Annotated in this window: 17 protein-coding genes; 9 read left to right on the top strand and 8 right to left on the bottom strand. The window is 70.2% G+C overall.

Annotation, left to right across the window (positions count from 1 at the left end):
- Nucleotides 1-66: 66 nt before the first annotated feature.
- Nucleotides 67-1,257, top strand: coding sequence for a multidrug effflux MFS transporter (locus BM198_RS13000; protein WP_074970436.1), 1,191 nt, complete (start codon nt 67-69; stop codon nt 1,255-1,257).
- A 14-nt stretch (nt 1,258-1,271) separates the two neighbouring features.
- Here BM198_RS13000 and BM198_RS12995 read toward each other — a convergent pair whose 3' ends face one another.
- The 3 genes from BM198_RS12995 to BM198_RS12985 form a co-directional block, all read right to left on the bottom strand.
- Nucleotides 1,272-1,451: a hypothetical protein gene (locus BM198_RS12995; protein WP_044413002.1), complete on the bottom strand. Its 180-nt coding sequence runs from the start codon at nt 1,449-1,451 to the stop codon at nt 1,272-1,274.
- Nucleotides 1,452-1,606: 155 nt separating this feature from the next.
- Entirely contained in the window at nt 1,607-2,620 is a 1,014-nt protein-coding gene (locus tag BM198_RS12990; protein ID WP_074970435.1) for a zinc-binding alcohol dehydrogenase family protein, read from the bottom strand.
- Between the two features lie 15 nt (nt 2,621-2,635).
- Entirely contained in the window at nt 2,636-2,929 is a 294-nt protein-coding gene (locus BM198_RS12985; protein ID WP_044412996.1) for a putative quinol monooxygenase, read from the bottom strand.
- A 95-nt stretch (nt 2,930-3,024) separates the two neighbouring features.
- Here BM198_RS12985 and BM198_RS12980 point away from each other — a divergent pair, with 95 nt between their 5' ends.
- The 6 genes from BM198_RS12980 (at nt 3,025) to BM198_RS12955 (ending at nt 9,931) form a co-directional block, all read left to right on the top strand.
- Complete coding sequence (locus BM198_RS12980; RefSeq protein ID WP_074970434.1) at nt 3,025-3,942, top strand: LysR family transcriptional regulator; 918 nt, start codon at nt 3,025-3,027, stop codon at nt 3,940-3,942.
- 246 nt (nt 3,943-4,188) lie between these two features.
- Nucleotides 4,189-6,783: a PAS domain S-box protein gene (locus BM198_RS12975; RefSeq protein ID WP_074970433.1), complete on the top strand. Its 2,595-nt coding sequence runs from the start codon at nt 4,189-4,191 to the stop codon at nt 6,781-6,783.
- Between the two features lie 96 nt (nt 6,784-6,879).
- Nucleotides 6,880-7,143 (top strand): PepSY domain-containing protein, encoded by a 264-nt coding sequence (locus BM198_RS12970; protein WP_074970432.1) that lies wholly within the window; start codon nt 6,880-6,882, stop codon nt 7,141-7,143.
- 1 nt (nt 7,144) lies between these two features.
- Nucleotides 7,145-7,678 carry a cytochrome b/b6 domain-containing protein gene (locus tag BM198_RS12965; protein ID WP_074970431.1) on the top strand — a complete coding sequence of 178 codons (534 nt, stop codon included), beginning with the start codon at nt 7,145-7,147 and terminating at the stop codon, nt 7,676-7,678.
- Between the two features lie 111 nt (nt 7,679-7,789).
- Nucleotides 7,790-9,166 carry an MFS transporter gene (locus tag BM198_RS12960; protein WP_074970430.1) on the top strand — a complete coding sequence of 459 codons (1,377 nt, stop codon included), beginning with the start codon at nt 7,790-7,792 and terminating at the stop codon, nt 9,164-9,166.
- Between the two features lie 111 nt (nt 9,167-9,277).
- Complete coding sequence (locus tag BM198_RS12955) at nt 9,278-9,931, top strand: 7-cyano-7-deazaguanine/7-aminomethyl-7-deazaguanine transporter (protein WP_069563199.1); 654 nt, start codon at nt 9,278-9,280, stop codon at nt 9,929-9,931.
- 192 nt (nt 9,932-10,123) lie between these two features.
- Here the strand turns inward: BM198_RS12955 and BM198_RS12950 are convergent, their stop codons facing one another.
- Genes BM198_RS12950 through BM198_RS12940 form a run of 3 tightly spaced genes read right to left on the bottom strand, consistent with a single transcriptional unit; the run spans nt 10,124 to nt 12,262 of the window.
- Nucleotides 10,124-10,594 carry an arsenate reductase ArsC gene (locus tag BM198_RS12950; RefSeq protein ID WP_044413622.1) on the bottom strand — a complete coding sequence of 157 codons (471 nt, stop codon included), beginning with the start codon at nt 10,592-10,594 and terminating at the stop codon, nt 10,124-10,126.
- Between the two features lie 17 nt (nt 10,595-10,611).
- Entirely contained in the window at nt 10,612-11,895 is a 1,284-nt protein-coding gene (locus BM198_RS12945) for an arsenic transporter (RefSeq protein WP_074970429.1), read from the bottom strand.
- A gap of 10 nt (nt 11,896-11,905) precedes the next feature.
- A complete protein-coding gene (locus BM198_RS12940) occupies nt 11,906-12,262 on the bottom strand; it encodes a metalloregulator ArsR/SmtB family transcription factor (protein ID WP_074970427.1) in 357 nt (118 codons plus the stop codon).
- A gap of 175 nt (nt 12,263-12,437) precedes the next feature.
- Here BM198_RS12940 and BM198_RS12935 point away from each other — a divergent pair, with 175 nt between their 5' ends.
- Nucleotides 12,438-13,616 carry a saccharopine dehydrogenase family protein gene (locus tag BM198_RS12935; protein ID WP_074970425.1) on the top strand — a complete coding sequence of 393 codons (1,179 nt, stop codon included), beginning with the start codon at nt 12,438-12,440 and terminating at the stop codon, nt 13,614-13,616.
- Between the two features lie 2 nt (nt 13,617-13,618).
- The gene (locus tag BM198_RS12930) at nt 13,619-14,722 is read left to right on the top strand and encodes a DUF2855 family protein (protein ID WP_074970423.1); all 1,104 of its coding nucleotides are present in this window, start codon (nt 13,619-13,621) and stop codon (nt 14,720-14,722) included.
- A gap of 47 nt (nt 14,723-14,769) precedes the next feature.
- Here BM198_RS12930 and BM198_RS12925 read toward each other — a convergent pair whose 3' ends face one another.
- Both BM198_RS12925 and BM198_RS12920 read right to left on the bottom strand, forming a co-directional pair.
- The gene (locus BM198_RS12925; protein WP_074970421.1) at nt 14,770-15,318 is read right to left on the bottom strand and encodes a DUF4166 domain-containing protein; all 549 of its coding nucleotides are present in this window, start codon (nt 15,316-15,318) and stop codon (nt 14,770-14,772) included.
- Nucleotides 15,319-15,920: 602 nt separating this feature from the next.
- Nucleotides 15,921-16,817 (bottom strand): DMT family transporter, encoded by an 897-nt coding sequence (locus BM198_RS12920; RefSeq protein ID WP_074970419.1) that lies wholly within the window; start codon nt 16,815-16,817, stop codon nt 15,921-15,923.
- Nucleotides 16,818-16,888 lie beyond the last annotated feature (71 nt).

The raw sequence follows: 16,888 nt of genomic DNA, 5'->3' as shown, positions 1-16,888 counted from the left end.
GCTCCACGGTCTCTTTTGCAGTCAACGGCGCCGCCCTCGGGGCGGCGCCCTGTTTTCAGGTGATCCATGAATTTCCGCATCCTGCTGATCCTGGGGGCGCTGAGTGCCTTCGGCCCCATGGCGATCGATTTCTACCTGCCCAGCTTCCCGGCCCTGGCCAAGGCGTTCGCGACCGACGTCGAGCATGTCCAGCTGAGCCTGGCGGCCTACTTCGTCGGCCTGGCCATCGGCCAACTGCTCTACGGCCCCATCGCCGACCGCTTCGGCCGGCGGCCGCCGCTGCTGGCGGGGGTGACGCTGTTCACCCTGGCCTCGGTGGCCTGCGCCCTGGCGCCGAGCCTGGAGTGGTTGATCACCGCGCGCTTCATCCAGGCCCTGGGTGGTTGTGCGGGGATGGTGGTGTCGCGGGCGGTGGTGCGTGACCTGTGCGACCCGGTGTCCTCGGCCAAGGTGTTCTCCCAGTTGATGCTGGTGATGGGGCTGGCACCGATCCTCGCGCCCCTGGGCGGCGGGTTGCTGCTGGAGAGTTTCGGCTGGCCGTCGATCTTCTACGCGTTGACCTTGTTCAGCGCGCTGGTGCTGGCCGGGGTCTGCGCCTGGCTGCCGGAAACCCTCACCCACGGTGACGAGCGCCCGCCGTTGCGCGGTGCCCTGGGGCAGTACCGGCGCCTGCTGGGGGACGGGGTGTTCATCGGCTATGCGCTGTCCGGCGGGCTGGCCATGGCCGGCATGTTCGCCTACATCGCCGGTTCGCCCTTCGTCTTCATCCAGCTCTATGGCGTGCCGGCCGAGCACTACGGCTGGCTGTTCGGCAGCAACGCGCTGGGCTTCATCCTGGCGGCCCAGGTGAACGCCTGGCTGATGCGCTTCCACGGCCCGGCCTACTGGCTGCGGCGCATGGTCTGGGTGCTGCTGGGCTTCGCCGTGGCGATGCTGGTGGTGGCCCACGCCCACACCGAGGCGCTGTGGCCGCTGCTGGTGCCGCTGTTCTGCGCCACCGCCTGCCTGGGCTGCATCATCCCCAACGCGTCGGCCTCGGCCATGGCCGGCCAGGGGCGCCATGCCGGCAGCGCCTCGGCGCTGATGGGCAGCCTGCAGTTCAGCGTCGCCGCCGGTGCCGCGGCACTGGTGGGCGTGCTGCACGACGGCACGGCGGTGCCCATGGCGACCGTCATCGCGCTCTGCGCAACGGGGGCGGTGAGCGCGTCCACCTTCACCTGGTGGCGGACGCGCGGGCAGCCTTCAGTGCTGGGCTAGCAGTCTGTCAGGGGTCAGCCGACGGCTCGTCGGGGCTGTTCGGGCAGGACGTGGGGCGCCTTGAGGCGGGCCTCCAGCACGGCGACGAAGCGTTGCGCCTCGGCCTCGGTGCGGAAGCTGACGGCGTGCTGATCGATGCACACCTGCCAGCTGGGGCCCTGGGCGGTACGGGTAGGACGGACGAGCACTTTCATGGTGGTCACCTCCCTGGTTCGAAAAATTCGAGCACCCAGTGTAGAGCGCGGAGATGGCCCGGAAATGACATCGGTCAATGGCCCGACTGGCGGTCGGGCCATTGCCCATCGAGGCGACCGACGGGCACCCCGGTGACAGGGTGCCCGGCGCGGCCTCAGAAGCCTTCGAGCACGATCTTGCCCTTGGCCTTGCCGCTCTCCAGCAGGGCGTGGGCGCGCTTGAGGTTGGCCGCCTCGATGCGCCCGTAGTGCTCGCCGAAGGTGGTCTTCAGCACGCCCTGGTCGATCAGCTCGCTGACGCGGTTCAGCAGCTTGTGCTGCTCGATCATGTCGGCGGTCTCGAACATCGAGCGGGTGTACATGAACTCCCAGTGCAGCGAGATGCTCTTGCGCTTGAGCTTGAGCACATCGAGGCCGGCCGGGTCGTCGATCAGCGCCAGCTTGCCCTGGGGCGCCAGGGCTTCCACCAGTTGCTCCAAGTGCTGGTCGGTCTGGGTCAGGCTGGCGACGTGGGTGACGCTGTCGAGGCCGATGCGCTTGAGTTCGGCCGCCAGCGGCTGGCTGTGGTCGATGACGTGGTGGGCGCCCAGCTCGCGGACCCACGCCTGGGTTTCCGGGCGCGAGGCGGTGCCGATGACCGTCAGCCCGGTGAGCCGGCGAGCCAGCTGCACGAGGATGGAACCGACGCCACCGGCCGCGCCGACCACCAGCAGGCTCTGGCCCTGGTCAGCCTGGCCCTCGGCGATGCCGAGGCGGTCGAACAGCAGCTCCCAGGCGGTGATGGCGGTCAGCGGCAGGGCGGCGGACTTGGCGAAGTCCAGGCTCTGCGGGCGCTTGCCGACGATGCGCTCGTCCACCAGGTGCAGCTCGGCGTTGCCACCGGGGCGGGTCAGGGCGCCGGCGTAGAACACCTCGTCACCGGGCTGGAACAGGCTGACGTCCTGGCCCACCGCCTTCACCACGCCGGAGACGTCCCAGCCCAGCACGCGGGGCTGGCCGTTCTCGGGGGCGGCGTTGCGGCGGATCTTGGTGTCCACCGGGTTCACCGAAATGGCGCGGACCTCCACCAGCAGGTCGCGCGGGCCCGGGGTCGGCTCGGGCAGGTCGATGTCCTGCAGGGCGTCGGGGTGGTCGATGGGCAGGTTCTGGAAATAGGCAACGGCTTTCATCGGGGGCTCCTGGGTTCAGGCGAGGTGTTCGAGAAGGGTGAGGGTGACGCCCTTGAGGCGGCTGCCATGGGCATCGCCGAAGTGTCGGTAGTGGGCGGTGGCCTGGTGCGCAGCGAGTGCGGCGTCGTCGCGCCAGGTCTCCAGCATGACGAAGCGCAGGGCGTCGGCGCGGTCCCGGTGCAGGTCGTACTGCAGGCAGCCGGGTTCGCTGCGGCTGGCGGCGACCAGCTCCCGCAGCGCGGCTTCCACGGCCTCGGCCTGGCCGGGTTGGGCGTCGATGTGGGCGATCAGGTGCAGGGGCGAGGTCATGGTGGCTCTCCGGGAACGATGGCGCATAGGTTGGGCTATTTCGCGGCGTGGAGAAATCCGCTAGAAGGCGACAGTCTTTCAAAGGAATTTTGAAAATGCTGCGCCTCGACGACCTCAGCCTGTTCGTCTGCACTGCCGACCGGGGCAGCCTCTCCGCTGCGGCCCGCGAGCTGGACATCTCCCCGGCCGTGGCCAGCGCCGCCCTGAAGCGCCTGGAGGCCAAGCTGGAGACGCGCCTGCTGATCCGCTCCACCCGCAGCCTGCGCCTGACCCCGGAGGGCGAGCAGTTCCTGGTCCACGCCCGCGAGGCGCTGCGCAGCCTGGAGGAGGGCCGGCGGCAGCTGGCCGGCGGCCGCGAGGGCATCAGCGGCACCCTGCAGCTGTCGGCACCCTCGGACTTCGGCCGCAACGTGCTGCTGCCCTGGCTCGACGCCTTCCAGGCCGAGCACCCGCGCCTGGCCCTGCGGTTGTACCTGAGCGACCGCACCGCCGACCTGTTCCGCCAGCCGGTGGACATCGCCCTGCGCTACGGCGAGCCGGAGGACTCCAGCCTCGTCGCGCTGCCCATCGCCCCGGACAACCGCCGGGTGCTCTGCGCCGCCCCCGAATACTTTGCCCGCCACGGCCGCCCGGCCCAGCCCGAGGACCTGACCGGGCACACCTGCCTGCTCTACCTGCTGGGCGGCCGCGCCCACGACCGCTGGAGCTTCGAGGACGGGCGCCGCACCCACCTGGTCAGCGTGGCGGGCGACCGCCTCTGCGACGACGCCGACGTGGTGCGGCGCTGGGCGGTGGCCGGGCGCGGGCTGACCTACAAGTCCTGGCTGGACGTGGCCGGCGACGTGGCCGACGGGCGCCTGCAACTGGCCCTGGAGCGCTACCGGGGCGAGCCCACGCCGCTGAACCTGGTGTGCGCGCACCGCGACCAGCTGGGCAAGCCGGTGAAGCTGCTGCGGGAGTTCCTCCGCGAGCGCTGCGACGAGCTGCTGCGCCGCGCGCCCTGGACGCGCTGACGGAAAGCGCGCCCGCAGGGTTGCTCATGGCCCGGCTTCGGCTATCGTGGGCGCCTGTAGGGCACTTCCAGACGCGACCTGTGCTGGCTTGCCGGGTGAAGCACGGCCTCGTGCGCGAGTCCGATCAACATGCTCATCGACACCGCGTAAACTGCACTCTTTCGCTTGTTTGATCTTGCGCTGACCGGCTCGCCTACCTTTTCAAAGGCGCCCTGCAGCGCCGCGACTGCACCCAGGGAGACCTCCTTGCTGCCCCCCGATCCCCGCCCGCCCTCGCGAGGTTTCCCGCTCGACCTGACGCCACCCCGGCTCGGCCTCCACCTGCTGGTGCTCTTCGTCGGCTACCTGCTGCTCGCCCTCGGGGCGGCGTGGCTGTCCCGCCAGCCGGGCACCATCTCCACCCTGTGGTACGCCAACGCCTTCGGCATCGCCTTCCTGTGGAACCAGTCGCCGCGCCGCTGGCCCGCCCTGCTGGGGGTGATGGCGGGCGCCAACGTGCTGGCCGGCAGCCTGATCGGCGATACGCCGCAGATGTCCGCCTGCTTCGTCCCCGCCAACCTGCTGGAGATGAGCCTGGCCGCCTGGCTGCTGCGGCGCACCGGGGTGGCGGTGTACATGGACCGCAGCCCCCTGGCCTTCCTGCGCTTCATCCTGCTCGGCGTGCTGGTGCCGCCGCTGTTCAGCGCACCGCTGGCGGCCGGCCTGCTGCAATGGGCCGATTACGGCAGCTTCTGGCGCACGGCGCTGTCGTGGTTCGAGGGGGCGGTGCTCGGCACCGTGTCGATCCTGCCGTTGATGGTGCAGGTGCAGCTCCACGGCCTGCGCTCCCTGGATATCCGCCGCCGCCCCCGCGAGTTCGGCCTCTACTCCCTGGCGGTGCTGGTGATGACACCGGTGACGCTGCTCTACGTGCCGTTCCCCTTCGTCTACCTGTCCCTGCCGCTGCTGCTGGCGGCGGCGCGCCTGAGCTTCGGTGGCACCGCGCTGCTGGTGGGCTGCATGTCGCTGCTGGGCGGGCTGGTGATCGCCGCCGGCGAGCTGGATGCGCCGCGGGTCGACGGCGTGGCCCGCGAGCTGGCGATCTACCTGCCGTTGCTGCTGTCGCTGTTGCCGCCGCTGCTGCTGGCGGCGGCGGTGGAGCAGGGCCGGCGGCGTCGCCGTGACCTGGCGGCCAGCGAGGCGCGCTTCCGCTCGGCCATGGACGAGTCCGCCATCGGCATGGCCCTGGTGGACCTGGACGGGCGTTGGCAGCGCGTCAACCGTGCCTTGTGCGAGATGCTCGACTACAACCGAGACGACCTGCTGCGGCTGTCGTTCCGCGAGATTTCCCACCCCGACGACCTGCCCCGGGACCTGGCGCTGCTGGACGAGCTGCTGGCCGGGCAGCGCACCAGCTACCGCCTGGAGAAACGCTACCTGCGCCGCGACGGCCGCGAAGTCTGGGCGCTGCTGGCGGTGTCGCTGGTGCGCGACGACGAAGGGCGGCCGCAATACTTCATCGCCCAGATCGAGGACATCGACCGCCGCAAGCGCGCCGAAGCCCGCGAGGCCGACCTGCTGCGGCGCTATTCCCTGGCCACCGAAAGCAGTGGCGTGGGCGTGTGGGAGTGGTACCTGGCCAGCGACCGCATCATGTGGGACGACAGCCTGTTCCGCCTCTACGGCCTGGCGCCCCGGCCCGGCGCGGTCAGCTACGGCGACTGGGCGCGCTACCTGCACCCGGCGGATGCCCCCGGCGTCCACTGCCAGCTGCAGCAGGTGCGCCAGGGCCAGGAGCAGGCGGACATCGAGTTCCGCGTCATCCACCCGGACGGCCAGGTGCGCGTGCTGCGTGCCCTCGGCAGCCTGGTGCGTGACGCCTCGGGCGAGCCGGAGCGGATGGTCGGCACCGCCTGGGACGTGACCGAGCTGCGCCAGCTGGCCGAGCGCCTGCGGGACGAGCGCGAGCGCCTGCAGGTGACCCTGAACTCCATCGGCGACGGGGTGGTGACCACCGACCTGCAGGGCCGGGTCAACTTCCTCAACCCGGTGGCGGTGCGCCTCAGCGGCTGGAGCAACGAGCGTGCCCTGGGCCAGCCCATCGAGACGGTGCTGCCCCTGGAGGGCGAGCATGGCGAGGTGCTGGAGAACCCGGTGCGGCAGTGCCTGGAGCAGGGCACCCACGCCAGCATTCCCGGCCTTTCCTCCCTGCGTCACCCGGCCGGCGGCCTGGTGGCGGTGCGCGGCCAGGCTGCGCCGATCCGCAGTGGCCAGGGCGAGCTGCTGGGCAGCGTGCTGGTGTTCACCGACGTCAGCGAGGCGCGGGCGATGCAGAAGCACCTGCGCTACGCCGCCACCCACGACGCCCTCACCGCGCTGCTCAACCGCTCCGCCTTCGAGAGCGCCCTGGCCGAGAGCTGCCAAGACGCCGAGCAGAACGACCGCCACAGCGTGCTCTGCTTCATCGACCTGGACCGCTTCAAGCACGTCAACGATACCGCCGGGCATGCCGCCGGCGACGAGATGCTGCGGCGCATCGCCCGGCTGATGCAGTCCCTGGTACGCAGCGGCGATGTGCTGGCGCGACTGGGTGGCGACGAGTTCGCGCTGATCCTGCGCAACTGCCCGCTGGATCGCGCCCAGTTGCTGGGCAACCGGCTGATCGAGGGCATCACCCAGATGCCCTTCGAGTGGGAGGACCAGCCCTTCAGCGTCGGCGCCAGCCTGGGCCTGTCGCGTATCCGGTCGGGCAACAGCGACCCCGAGCAGTTGCTGCGCCAGGCCGACGCGGCCTGCTACCAGGCCAAGCGCTCGGGGCGCGGCTGCTTGGCGATCCACGCGGGGTCCTCGGCGGGGGCCTGAGGCCGGCGCGAAGCGCTACAAGGGTTTCGCGCCTGGCAGCCACGGCGGCCGTGGCCTATACCTGCTGGACCCAAACCGAACCACGAGGACATTCCCATGCGCACGTTGCTGCTCTGCCTGGCCTTCGCCAGCCCCCTGGCCATCGCCGGGCCCCAGTGCACCACCGCCGACAAGGCCCAGTGGCAGGACCAGACCAAGTTCCAGGAGGCCCTCAAGGCCCAGGGCTACGAGATCAAGAAGTTCAAGGTCACCAGCGGCAACTGCTACGAGATCTATGGCTGGGACAAGGACAAGCGCAAGGTCGAGATCTATTACGACCCGGTCTCCGGCAAGGCCGTGAAGGAAAACGTCGAAGGCTGACATGACCGACGCCCGCATCCGCCTCTGGGACCCGCTGGTACGCATCGGCCACTGGACCCTGGTCACCGCCTTCGTGGCCAACTACTTCTTCACCGAGGCGGGCGAGGACTGGCACCGCTGGCTCGGCTACAGCGCCCTGGTGGCGGTGCTGGTGCGCCTGGTGTGGGGCTTCGTCGGCCCCACGCCGGCACGCTGGTCGGACTTCTGGCCCTGGCCCTCGCGGCTGGCCGAGCACGCTCGGGCGCTGGTCAGCGGGCGTCCCTACCACCGCCTGGGGCACTCGCCCATCGGCGCGCTGGTGATGGTGCTCATGCTGCTGCTGATGTTCGGCCTGGGCGTGAGCGGCTTCCTGATGGAGGAGGTGGACTACTTCTGGGGCGAGGACCTGCCCAAGGAGATCCACGAGCTCATGGCCAACACCCTGGCCGGCCTGGTCTGCGTGCACTTGCTGGCGGCCGTGGTGGAAAGCGTGCGGCTGCGGGAGAACCTGCCGCTGTCGATGATCACCGGCCGCCGCCGCGCGCCCCACGACTGACGCCCGCCAGGTCGGCGACGGGCCCCCGCAGGTCGCATCCAGCCAATCGCCGCGCCGACCCTCCCTCCCATACTCGTGGCGGACACCGCACCGAGCCGCGAGGGACACCGCATGCACGCACCCGGATACACCGCCGCCGAGCGCCTGGAGCGCTTGCCCATCAGCGGTTACCACCGCCTCATCTTCCTGATCATCGCCCTGGCGTTCTTCTTCGACTCCATGGACCTGGCGATGATGACCTTCCTGCTCGGGTCGATCCGCACCGAGTTCGGCCTCAGCAGCGCCCAGGCCGGGATGCTCGCCAGCGCCAGCTTCGTCGGCATGGTGGTGGGGGCCTCGCTGTCGGGGATGCTCGCCGACCGCTTCGGCCGCAAGCCGGTGTTCCAGGGCAGCATCGTGCTCTGGGGGCTGGCCAGCTACCTGTGTTCCACCGCCCAGGACGTGGAGAGCCTGACGCTGTTCCGCATCCTCCTGGGGATCGGCATGGGCATGGAGTTCCCCATCGCCCAGTCGCTGCTCTCGGAGATGATCCCGGCCTCGCGGCGGGGTCGCTACATCGCCCTCATGGACGGCTTCTGGCCGCTGGGGTTCGTCAGCGCCGGGGTGCTCTCCTACCTGCTGCTGGAGCGCATCGGCTGGCGCGACATCTTCCTGGTGCTGGCCCTGCCGGCGGTGTTCGTGCTGGTGATCCGCTTCTTCATCCCCGAATCACCCCGCTGGCTGGAGCAGGTGGGCCGACTCAAGGACGCCGACCGCGTGTTGCGCGACGTCGAGCGGCGGGTGGCCGCTTCCCTGGGCCTGGTGCAGTTGCCCGAGCCCGCGCGGCTGCCGCGCCAGGCTGTGCGTGCGCCGAGCCTGTTCGCGGCCTTCGGCGAGTTGTGGTCGCCGCGCTTCCGTCATCGCACGCTGATGATCTGGAGCCTGTGGTTCCTCGCCCTGCTGGGCTTCTACGGCCTCACCTCCTGGCTCAGCGCCTTGCTGCAGCAATCGGGGTTCGCGGTGACCCAGTCGGTCTACTACACGGTGCTGATCTCCCTCGGCGGCATCCCCGGCTTCCTCGTCGCCGCCTGGCTGGTGGAGCGCTGGGGGCGCAAGCCCACCTGCGTGATGACGCTGCTGGGCGGCGGTGTCATGGCCTTCTGCTACGGGCAGAGCGCGGTGTTCGGCGGCAACCAGGCGCTGCTGATCGGCACCGGCCTGGCCATGCAGTTCTTCCTCTTCGGCATGTGGGCGGTGCTCTACACCTGGACCCCGGAGCTGTACCCCACCTCGGCACGGGCCACCGGCTCGGGCTTCGCCTCGGCCGTGGGGCGCATCGGCTCGCTGCTGGGGCCGACCCTGGGTGGGCTGCTGATCCCGCTGGCGGGGCAGGTCGGGGTGTTCGCCCTCGGGGCGCTGTGCTTCGGCCTGGCCGCGCTGGTGGTGGCGCTGTTCGGTGTGGAGACCCGTGGGCAGACCCTGGAGGCGCTGTCCGGGGAGGGCGGCTGAGCAGACGAAGCGCCTTTTGTTGACGCGCGGGTCAAGTTAGAATGCGCGCCGCTGTGGCATAGGGCCATGGCATGGGTTCCCTCACCCCATCAGCCAAAAAGGATGACCTCCATGTCCGTCGCGTTTCCCGCGGCCTGGCGCCCTGCGCTGGCCGGCCTGATCGTTTTCCACATCCTCATCATCATCGCCAGCAACTACCTGGTGCAGCTGCCCATGACCCTGTTCGGCTGGCAGACCACCTGGGGCGCCTTCAGCTTCCCGTTCATCTTCCTCGCCACCGACCTGACGGTGCGGCTGATGGGCAAGCAGGCAGCGCGGCGGGTCATCGCCCGGGTCATGGTGCCGGCGCTGGCGGCCTCCTACGTCGTCTCGGTGCTGTTCCAGGATGCAGCGTTCCAGGGCTTCGGCGCCCTGGGCGAATTCAACCTGTTCGTCGCCCGCATCTCCCTGGCGAGCTTCCTCGCCTACGTGCTCGGGCAGGTGCTGGACATCCAGGTGTTCGACCGCCTGCGCAAGATGCGCCAGTGGTGGATCGCCCCGGTGGTCTCCACCATCGCCGGCAACCTGCTGGACACCTTCACCTTCTTCTCCGTCGCCTTCTGGCAGAGCGACAACCCCTTCATGGCCGAGCACTGGGTGGAGATCGCCACCGTCGACTACGGCGTGAAGCTCGGCGTCAGCCTGCTGCTGTTCGTACCGCTGTACGGCGTGCTGCTGGCCGGCATCCTCCGCGCCATCACTCCCCGCAGCGAACGCACCGCCTGATATCCCCTGCCGGTGCATCGGTGGAGACTCACCAGAGTTTTGCCGGCGGTCCGATGGTGGGCTGAAGCGGAGCGCCGCCCGGCCCACCCTACGGTTTGCGCGCGTCAGACTCGTAGCCTGGGCTTCAGCCCAGGGAAACGGTGGATCGATGAAGCATGCTCCACCCTACGCCAGCCCGGCGGTCGGCCGGCTTCAAAGCCGGCCGATGCGGTCGAGTTCGGCTTGCAGGGCGGGGCGGTCGAGTTGGGCGAAGGGCAGGGCGAAGAAGGCGCGGCAGCGGGCTTCGATGCGTTGCAGGGTGGCGTCGAAGGCGGCGTCTACCTCGGCGTCGCTGCCCTGCACGTCGGACGGGTCGGCCAGGCCCCAGTGGGTCTTCAGCGCCGGGCCGAAGTAGACCGGGCAGGCTTCGCCGGCGGCGTTGTCGCACACGGTCACCACGATGTCCGGCGGGTTGTGCTCGAAGGCGTCGTTGCCCTTGCTGCTCAAGCCGTCGGTGGCGATGCCGGCGCGGGCGAGGGTGGTCAGGCTGCGCGGCAGGACCTGGCCCTTGGGGTGGCTGCCGGCGCTTACCGCCTCGAAGCCGTCCGGGGCGAGGTGGTTGAACAGCGCCTCGGAGAGGATGCTGCGGCAGCTGTTGGCGGTGCACATGAACAGGACGCGCATGGTGGGTTCTCGCAAGGTCAGAGCCCCAGGCGCAGGGCCAGGGCGGAGAGAGTGATGAGCAGCACCGGCAGGGTCAGCAGGATGCCCACGCGGAAGTAGTAGCCCCAGGTGATGCGCACGCCCTTGCGCGCCAGCACGTGGAGCCAGAGCAGGGTGGCGAGGCTGCCGATGGGGGTGATCTTCGGCCCCAGGTCGCAGCCGATGACGTTGGCGTAGATCATCGCCTCGCGCACCACGCCCTCGCTGGCGCTGGCCTGGATCGACAGCGCCCCCACCAGCACGCTGGGCATGTTGTTCATCACCGACGACAAGCCCGCCGAGAGCAGCCCGGTGCCCAGCGCCGCGCCCCACACGCCGTGTTCGGCGAAGCGGTCGAGCAGGGCGGTGAGGCCGTCGGTGAGGCCGGCATTCTTCAGCCCGTAGACCACCAGGTACATGCCCAGGGAGAACACCACCACCTGCCAGGGCGCCTCGCGCAGCACCTTGCGCGTGGCGATCACATGGCCTCGCGCGGCGACGATGAACAGCAGCACCGCACAGGCCGCCGCCACCGCGCTGATGGGCACGCCGAGCGGCTCCAGGGCGAACAGCCCGACCAGCAGCACCAGCAGCATCCAGCCGCCGGTGACGAAGGTGGCGCGGTCGCGGATGGCCGCCTCGGGGGCCTTCAGCGCCTCCACCGGGTAGCGCGCGGGGATGTCGCGGCGGAAGAACAGGTACAGCACCGCCAGGGTCGCCGCCACGCTGGCCAGGTTCACCGGCACCATCACCGAGGCGTATTCGGCGAAGCCCAGGCCGAAGTAGTCGGCCGAGACGATGTTGACCAGGTTCGACACCACCAGCGGCAGGCTCGCGGTGTCGGCGATGAAGCCCGCCGCCATCACGAAGGCCAGGGTGGTGGCCGGGGAGAAGCGCAGCGCCAGCAGCATCGACATGACGATGGGGGTGAGGATCAGCGCCGCGCCGTCGTTGGCGAACAGCGCCGACACCGCCGCCCCCAGCAGGATGCAGTAGGCGAACAGCCGCGCCCCGCTGCCCTTGGCCCAGCGCGCCACGTGCAGCGCCGCCCACTCGAAGAAGCCGGCCTCGTCCAGCAGCAGGCTGATGACGATCACCGCGATGAAGGTGGCCGTGGCGTTCCAGACGATGGCCCACACGGTGGGAATGTCCTGCAGCGACACCACGCCCACCGCCAGGGCGATCAGCGCCCCCAGGCTCGCGCTCCAGCCCACGCCCAGCCCGCGCGGCTGCCAGATGACCAGCAGCAGGGTGAAGAGAAAGACCGCCAAGGCAATCAGCATGGCCACCTCCTCAGCACGCCGGGCAGCAGGCGGCGGCCTGCCCCGGACGCCCTTCCATGCCGTGCAGCCGCACCGCGTCCGCCGCCAGCCACTCGGCCGCGCCGCGCAGCGCCACCTGCAGCAGCTCGCCCACCCAGGCGGGCAGGGCCGGGTTCAGCCGGTAGTACACCCACTGGCCCTGGCGGCGATCCAGCAGCAGCCCGGCGGCGCGCAGTTGCGCCAGGTGGCGGCTGATCTTCGGCTGGCTGTCCCCCAGCGCGCACACCAGCTCGCACACGCACAGCTCGCCCTCCTGGGCGATGAGCAGCGTCGCGCGTGCCCGCGTCGGGTCGGCCAGGCACTTGAACAGGTCGGGTGGGGCGATCATGGCGGCAGGGTCCGGATATATGGGAAGGCGAATATATGGAAATCCATATGTATCCCGCAATACCCGTCGTGCTCGCCCGCGCTTATGCCCCGTGATTCCCCGCGTTCCTTGAAATTGACGGCACTCGGGGCCGCGCCTAGCGTCTGGGGTTTCCCTCCCGTGCAAGGACACCGCGATGAAAAAGACGGCTGAGTTCGACCTGATTGTCTTCGGCGCCTCCGGCTACACCGGCCGGCTGGTGGCCGAATACCTCGTGCAGGCCTACGGCAACGACCGCGCCCTGCGCTGGGCCATGGCCGGGCGTGACCTGGCCAAGCTGGCGGCGGTGCGGGACGAGATCGGCGCCCCGGCCGACACCCCCCTGGTGGTGGCCGACACCAACGACGCCGCCAGCCTGCGCGCCCTGGTGGCGCGCACCCGCGCCGTGCTCACCACCGTCGGCCCCTACCAGCTCTACGGCGAGCCTCTGGTGGCGGCCTGTGCCGAGGCCGGGGTGGACTACGTCGACCTCTGCGGCGAGCCGGCCTGGATGCGCCGCATGATCGACGCCCATAGCGCCGCCGCGCAGCAGAGCGGGGCGCGCATCGTGTTCTCCTGCGGGTTCGACTCCATCCCCTTCGACCTCGGCGTGTTCTTCCTCCAGCAGGCCGCCAAGGCGCGCTTCGGCGTTCCGCTGCAGCGCATCAAGGGCCGCGTGCGCCAGCTCAAGGGCACCTTCTCCGGCGGCACCGCCGCCAGCCTCAAGGCCACCCTGGCCGCCGCCAAGGCCGACCCCTCGGTGCTGCAGCTGCTGGTCAACCCCTTCGCCCTGGCCCCCGGCTTCAACGGCCCGGCACAACCGGCCGGGGACCGCCCCGCCTACGACGAAGCCCTCGGCAGCTGGGCCGCGCCCTTCATCATGGCGGCCATCAACACCCGCAACGTGCACCGCTCCAACTTCCTCCTCGGGCACGCCTACGGCGCTGACTTCGTCTACGACGAAATGCTCCTCACCGGCCCCGGCGACAAGGGCAAGGCCATCGCCGAAGCCGTGGCGGCGGACCGCTCCCTGGCCAGCGACAGTGCACCCAAACCCGGCGAAGGCCCGACCCGCGAGGAGCGCGAGAGCGGCCATTACGACCTGCTGTTCGTCGGCGAAACGGCGGACGGACGCACCCTGCGCGCCGGCGTCACCGGCCAGCGCGACCCCGGCTACGGCTCCACCTCGCGGATGATCACCGAGAGCGCCCTGTGCCTGCTGCGCGACGCCACCCAGACCCCCGGCGGCATCTGGACCACCGCCCCGGCCATGGGCGAGGCGCTGATCCAGCGGCTCACCGCCCACGCCGGCCTCACCTTCCGCCTCGAGGACTGACCATGGCCGAGCAACTCGACTTCCTCGTCGACCGCCACGACCTCACCCGCTGCCAGTGCCAGGCCAGCCCGCTGGCCGAAGCCCTGGCGCCGGGGCAGGTGCGCCTGCGCCTCGACCACTTCGCCTTCACCGCCAACAACGTCACCTACGCCGCCATGGGCGAGAGCCTGCACTACTGGCGCTTCTTCCCCGCCCCCGAGGGCTGGGGCAAGGTCCCGGTGTGGGGCTTCGCCGAGGTGGAGGCCAGCGCCTGCGACGGCATCGCCGTGGGCGAGCGCGTCTACGGCTACTTCCCCATGTCCAGCCACCTGGTGGTGGAGCCGGCCCAGGTGCGCGAGGGCGGCTTCCTCGACGGCGCCGAGCACCGCCGGCCGCTGCCGGTGATCTACAACCAGTACCTGCGCTGCGCCCGCGACCCGCTCTACGCCACCGGCAGCGAAGCGCTGCAGATGCTGCTGCGCCCGCTGTTCACCACCTCCTTCCTGTTGGACGACTTCCTCGCCGACAACCAGCTGTTCGGCGCCCGTCGCGTGGTGCTCACCAGCGCCTCCAGCAAGACCGCCATCGGCCTGGCCGAACTGCTGCACCGCCAGCGCGAAGCCCGGGGCGGCTATGAAGTGGTGGGGCTGACCTCCGCCGGCAACCGCGCCTTCGTCGAGGGCCTGGGCTGCTACGACCGGGTCATCGGCTATGACGAGGTGGCCGAGCTGGGCGCCGAGGTCCCCACCCTGACCGTGGACTTCGCCGGCAACGGCGAACTGCTCGGCCACCTGCACCGCCTGCTGGGCGAGCAGCTGCGCTACAGCTGCCTGGTGGGCGCCGCCCACTGGGACCAGCGCGGCGGCCTGCCCCGCGAACTGCCCGGCCCCCGGCCGACGCTGTTCTTCGCCCCCAGCCAGGCCGAGAAGCGCCTCAAGGAATGGGGCGGCCCCGGCTTCCAGGCGCGCCTGGCGGATTGCTGGACGCAGTTCCTCACCTTCGCCGGGCACTGGCTGCAGGTGCAGGAAGGCACCGGCGCCGAGGCGGTGGAACAGGTCTACCGCGACGTGCTCGCCGGCCACGCCGACCCGCGCATCGGCCACGTGCTGGCGCTGCCGGCAGGCTGAGCCCGGCGGGCCGGCCCTGGTCGCCGGCCCGCCGTTTCAACCGCGATTCAGCCCGCCGCCTCCAGCAGTCCCTCGTAGGTCACCAGCGGCCCCAGCAGCGGCAGCGAGAAGGCCACATGGAAGCGGTAGCGGCCGGCCTCGATGCGCTTGTAGGCATCGGTGCGCGGCAGCAGCGCGCGGGGCACCGGCAGGCCCCACAGGCGGATGCCCAGGCAGCGCCAGAACCAGCCCCCGTCGATCACGTCCACCGTCAGCAGCAGGCGCAGCGGCCCGGTGGACTCCACCCAGTGGCCGCCTTCGGCCAGGCAGCCCACCGGCGCGAAGTGGGAGGTGAGCGGCGCCTGCCCGTCGAAGCTGCGGGACCACAGCAGCGCCGCGTCCTGGTGGGCGATGGTCACCTCCAGGCGATGCGGGCCGGGGCCGGGGAAGCGCATCTTCTTCGCCAGACGCCGCCCCAGCACCCCCGCCAGCCCGTGGCCGTAGGTGATGGTCACCTCGCCCAGCAGGCGCCCGCCGTGGCTGTGCAGGTGCTGGAGTTGGGGATGCAGCTCACTGAAACGGTCGCCGAACCAGCGGCGGGTCGCGGTGGTGGACATGGCTGGGCCTGAAGAGGGGAGAGGTGCGCAGTCTGGCAGGCCCGCCATGCCCTGGGGAGCCCTTTACCAATGGCTCTGTCTGCGTTGCTGTTGTGAGCTCAATGCGAAGGCTCAAGTACGGTGCTTCCTGGGTATTTAAGGCTTCCTGTGATGCCTACTGCGGCTCGCCACCCTACGGAAGCCACTGTGCCCCGAAGGTGATGCGTACACCGATGAAGATTCTGGCGAAGACGTTGGAGCAGCGACCAAACGCCCCTTTCAGGAGGCCGAGCGGAGTCATCGTGGAGGGGGTTGAGCGACATGGATGTCGCGAGAGCGCTGCCGGGCCATGGATGGCCCGTCAGCGCGGGCCCCTGGAACGATGATGGAGTGAGGGAAGTCTGGCGAAGCCAGACCCGTATGCAGGGGCAAGCCTTTTTGGTTTCTTTTTTGGCGACTGAAAAAAGAAACTCGCCTGGCAAGGCGAAACAGAAACCCTCAGCAAAACTCGGCAATCGGCTTGGCCAAAAACCTCCTGGCAACTCTTAACGCAGATAGAGCCTTACCAATCGGCTGTCGAGAAACGTGAGCGAAGCCGCCGCAGCGGCCAAGCAGCCCGTTTTTCACCGGGCGAAGCGCCGCGCCCCGGCCACACAGAAGATCACCGCCACCGTCACCCCCAGCATCGCCGGGCTCACCGCCTCCCCCAGCAGGCCAGCCGCCAGGGCCAGGCCGAAGAAGGGCTGCAGCAGCTGCAACTGCCCCACCGCCGCGATGCCGCCCTGGGCCAGGCCCCGGTACCAGAACACGAAGCCGATCAGCATGCTGAACAGCGACACATAGCCCAGGCTCAGCCAGGCCGGCAGCGTGATGCCGGCAAGGCCCGCCGGCAGGCGGTACAGGGCCAGCGCCAGCATCACCGGCAGCGCCAGCACCAGCGCCCAGCAGATCACCTGCCAGCCGCCCAGGCTGCGCGACAGCCGCGCGCCCTCGGCATAACCCAGCCCGCACACCACGATGGCCAGCAGCATCAGCAGGTCGCCACGGGGCGAGGCCGTCAGCCCCTGGGCCACGGCGAAGCCCACCACCAGCAGGCTGCCCAGCACCGAGAAGCCCCAGAACGCTGGGCGCGGCCGCTCGCCGCCGCGCAGTACGCCGAAGGCCGCCGTGGCCAGCGGCAGCAGGCCGAGAAAGACGATGGAGTGCGCCGAGGTCACCGTTTGCAGCGCCAGCGCCGTGAGCAGCGGAAAGCCCACCACCACGCCCAGCGCCACCACCGCCAGCGGCAGCAGCTGGCTACGGGAAGGGCGCGGCGCCCCGGCCACCAGCAGCAACGCCAGCGCCAGCAGCCCGGCCAGGCTGGCTCGCGCCACGGTGAGGAACAGCGGATCGAACTCCAGCACCGCCACGCGGGTGGCGGGCAGCGAACCGCTGAAGATCAGCACGCCGATCAGGCCGTTCAGCCAGCCGCTGCCGGCCAGGGGACGGGTGGGGGTAGAGGGGGTGACGGTGCGTTCCACGACGGGCTCCTCGCTGTTTGGGCGCCGTCACCGTACGATCCGGCGGTTGATACGCTCAAATAATTGTCATG

It is taken from the genome of Metapseudomonas otitidis, assembly GCF_900111835.1.
Classification (GTDB): Bacteria; Pseudomonadota; Gammaproteobacteria; order Pseudomonadales; family Pseudomonadaceae; genus Metapseudomonas; species Metapseudomonas otitidis.
The sequence above is the reverse complement of the archived record's forward strand: the minus strand, read 5'-3'. Positions and strand labels throughout refer to the sequence as shown.

What these genes read in the sequence shown, in the direction of transcription:
- BM198_RS12980 (WP_074970434.1), top strand. Translation starts at nt 3,025, where the DNA reads ATGCTGCGCCTCGACGACCTCAGCCTGTTCGTCTGCACTGCCGACCGG.
- BM198_RS13000 (WP_074970436.1), top strand. Translation starts at nt 67, where the DNA reads ATGAATTTCCGCATCCTGCTGATCCTGGGGGCGCTGAGTGCCTTCGGC.
- BM198_RS12995 (WP_044413002.1), bottom strand. Translation starts at nt 1,451, where the DNA reads ATGAAAGTGCTCGTCCGTCCTACCCGTACCGCCCAGGGCCCCAGCTGG.
- BM198_RS12935 (WP_074970425.1), top strand. Translation starts at nt 12,438, where the DNA reads ATGAAAAAGACGGCTGAGTTCGACCTGATTGTCTTCGGCGCCTCCGGC.
- BM198_RS12990 (WP_074970435.1), bottom strand. Translation starts at nt 2,620, where the DNA reads ATGAAAGCCGTTGCCTATTTCCAGAACCTGCCCATCGACCACCCCGAC.
- BM198_RS12950 (WP_044413622.1), bottom strand. Translation starts at nt 10,594, where the DNA reads ATGCGCGTCCTGTTCATGTGCACCGCCAACAGCTGCCGCAGCATCCTC.
- BM198_RS12985 (WP_044412996.1), bottom strand. Translation starts at nt 2,929, where the DNA reads ATGACCTCGCCCCTGCACCTGATCGCCCACATCGACGCCCAACCCGGC.
- BM198_RS12970 (WP_074970432.1), top strand. Translation starts at nt 6,880, where the DNA reads ATGCGCACGTTGCTGCTCTGCCTGGCCTTCGCCAGCCCCCTGGCCATC.
- BM198_RS12955 (WP_069563199.1), top strand. Translation starts at nt 9,278, where the DNA reads ATGTCCGTCGCGTTTCCCGCGGCCTGGCGCCCTGCGCTGGCCGGCCTG.
- BM198_RS12965 (WP_074970431.1), top strand. Translation starts at nt 7,145, where the DNA reads ATGACCGACGCCCGCATCCGCCTCTGGGACCCGCTGGTACGCATCGGC.
- BM198_RS12945 (WP_074970429.1), bottom strand. Translation starts at nt 11,895, where the DNA reads ATGCTGATTGCCTTGGCGGTCTTTCTCTTCACCCTGCTGCTGGTCATC.
- BM198_RS12925 (WP_074970421.1), bottom strand. Translation starts at nt 15,318, where the DNA reads ATGTCCACCACCGCGACCCGCCGCTGGTTCGGCGACCGTTTCAGTGAG.
- BM198_RS12930 (WP_074970423.1), top strand. Translation starts at nt 13,619, where the DNA reads ATGGCCGAGCAACTCGACTTCCTCGTCGACCGCCACGACCTCACCCGC.
- BM198_RS12940 (WP_074970427.1), bottom strand. Translation starts at nt 12,262, where the DNA reads ATGATCGCCCCACCCGACCTGTTCAAGTGCCTGGCCGACCCGACGCGG.
- BM198_RS12960 (WP_074970430.1), top strand. Translation starts at nt 7,790, where the DNA reads ATGCACGCACCCGGATACACCGCCGCCGAGCGCCTGGAGCGCTTGCCC.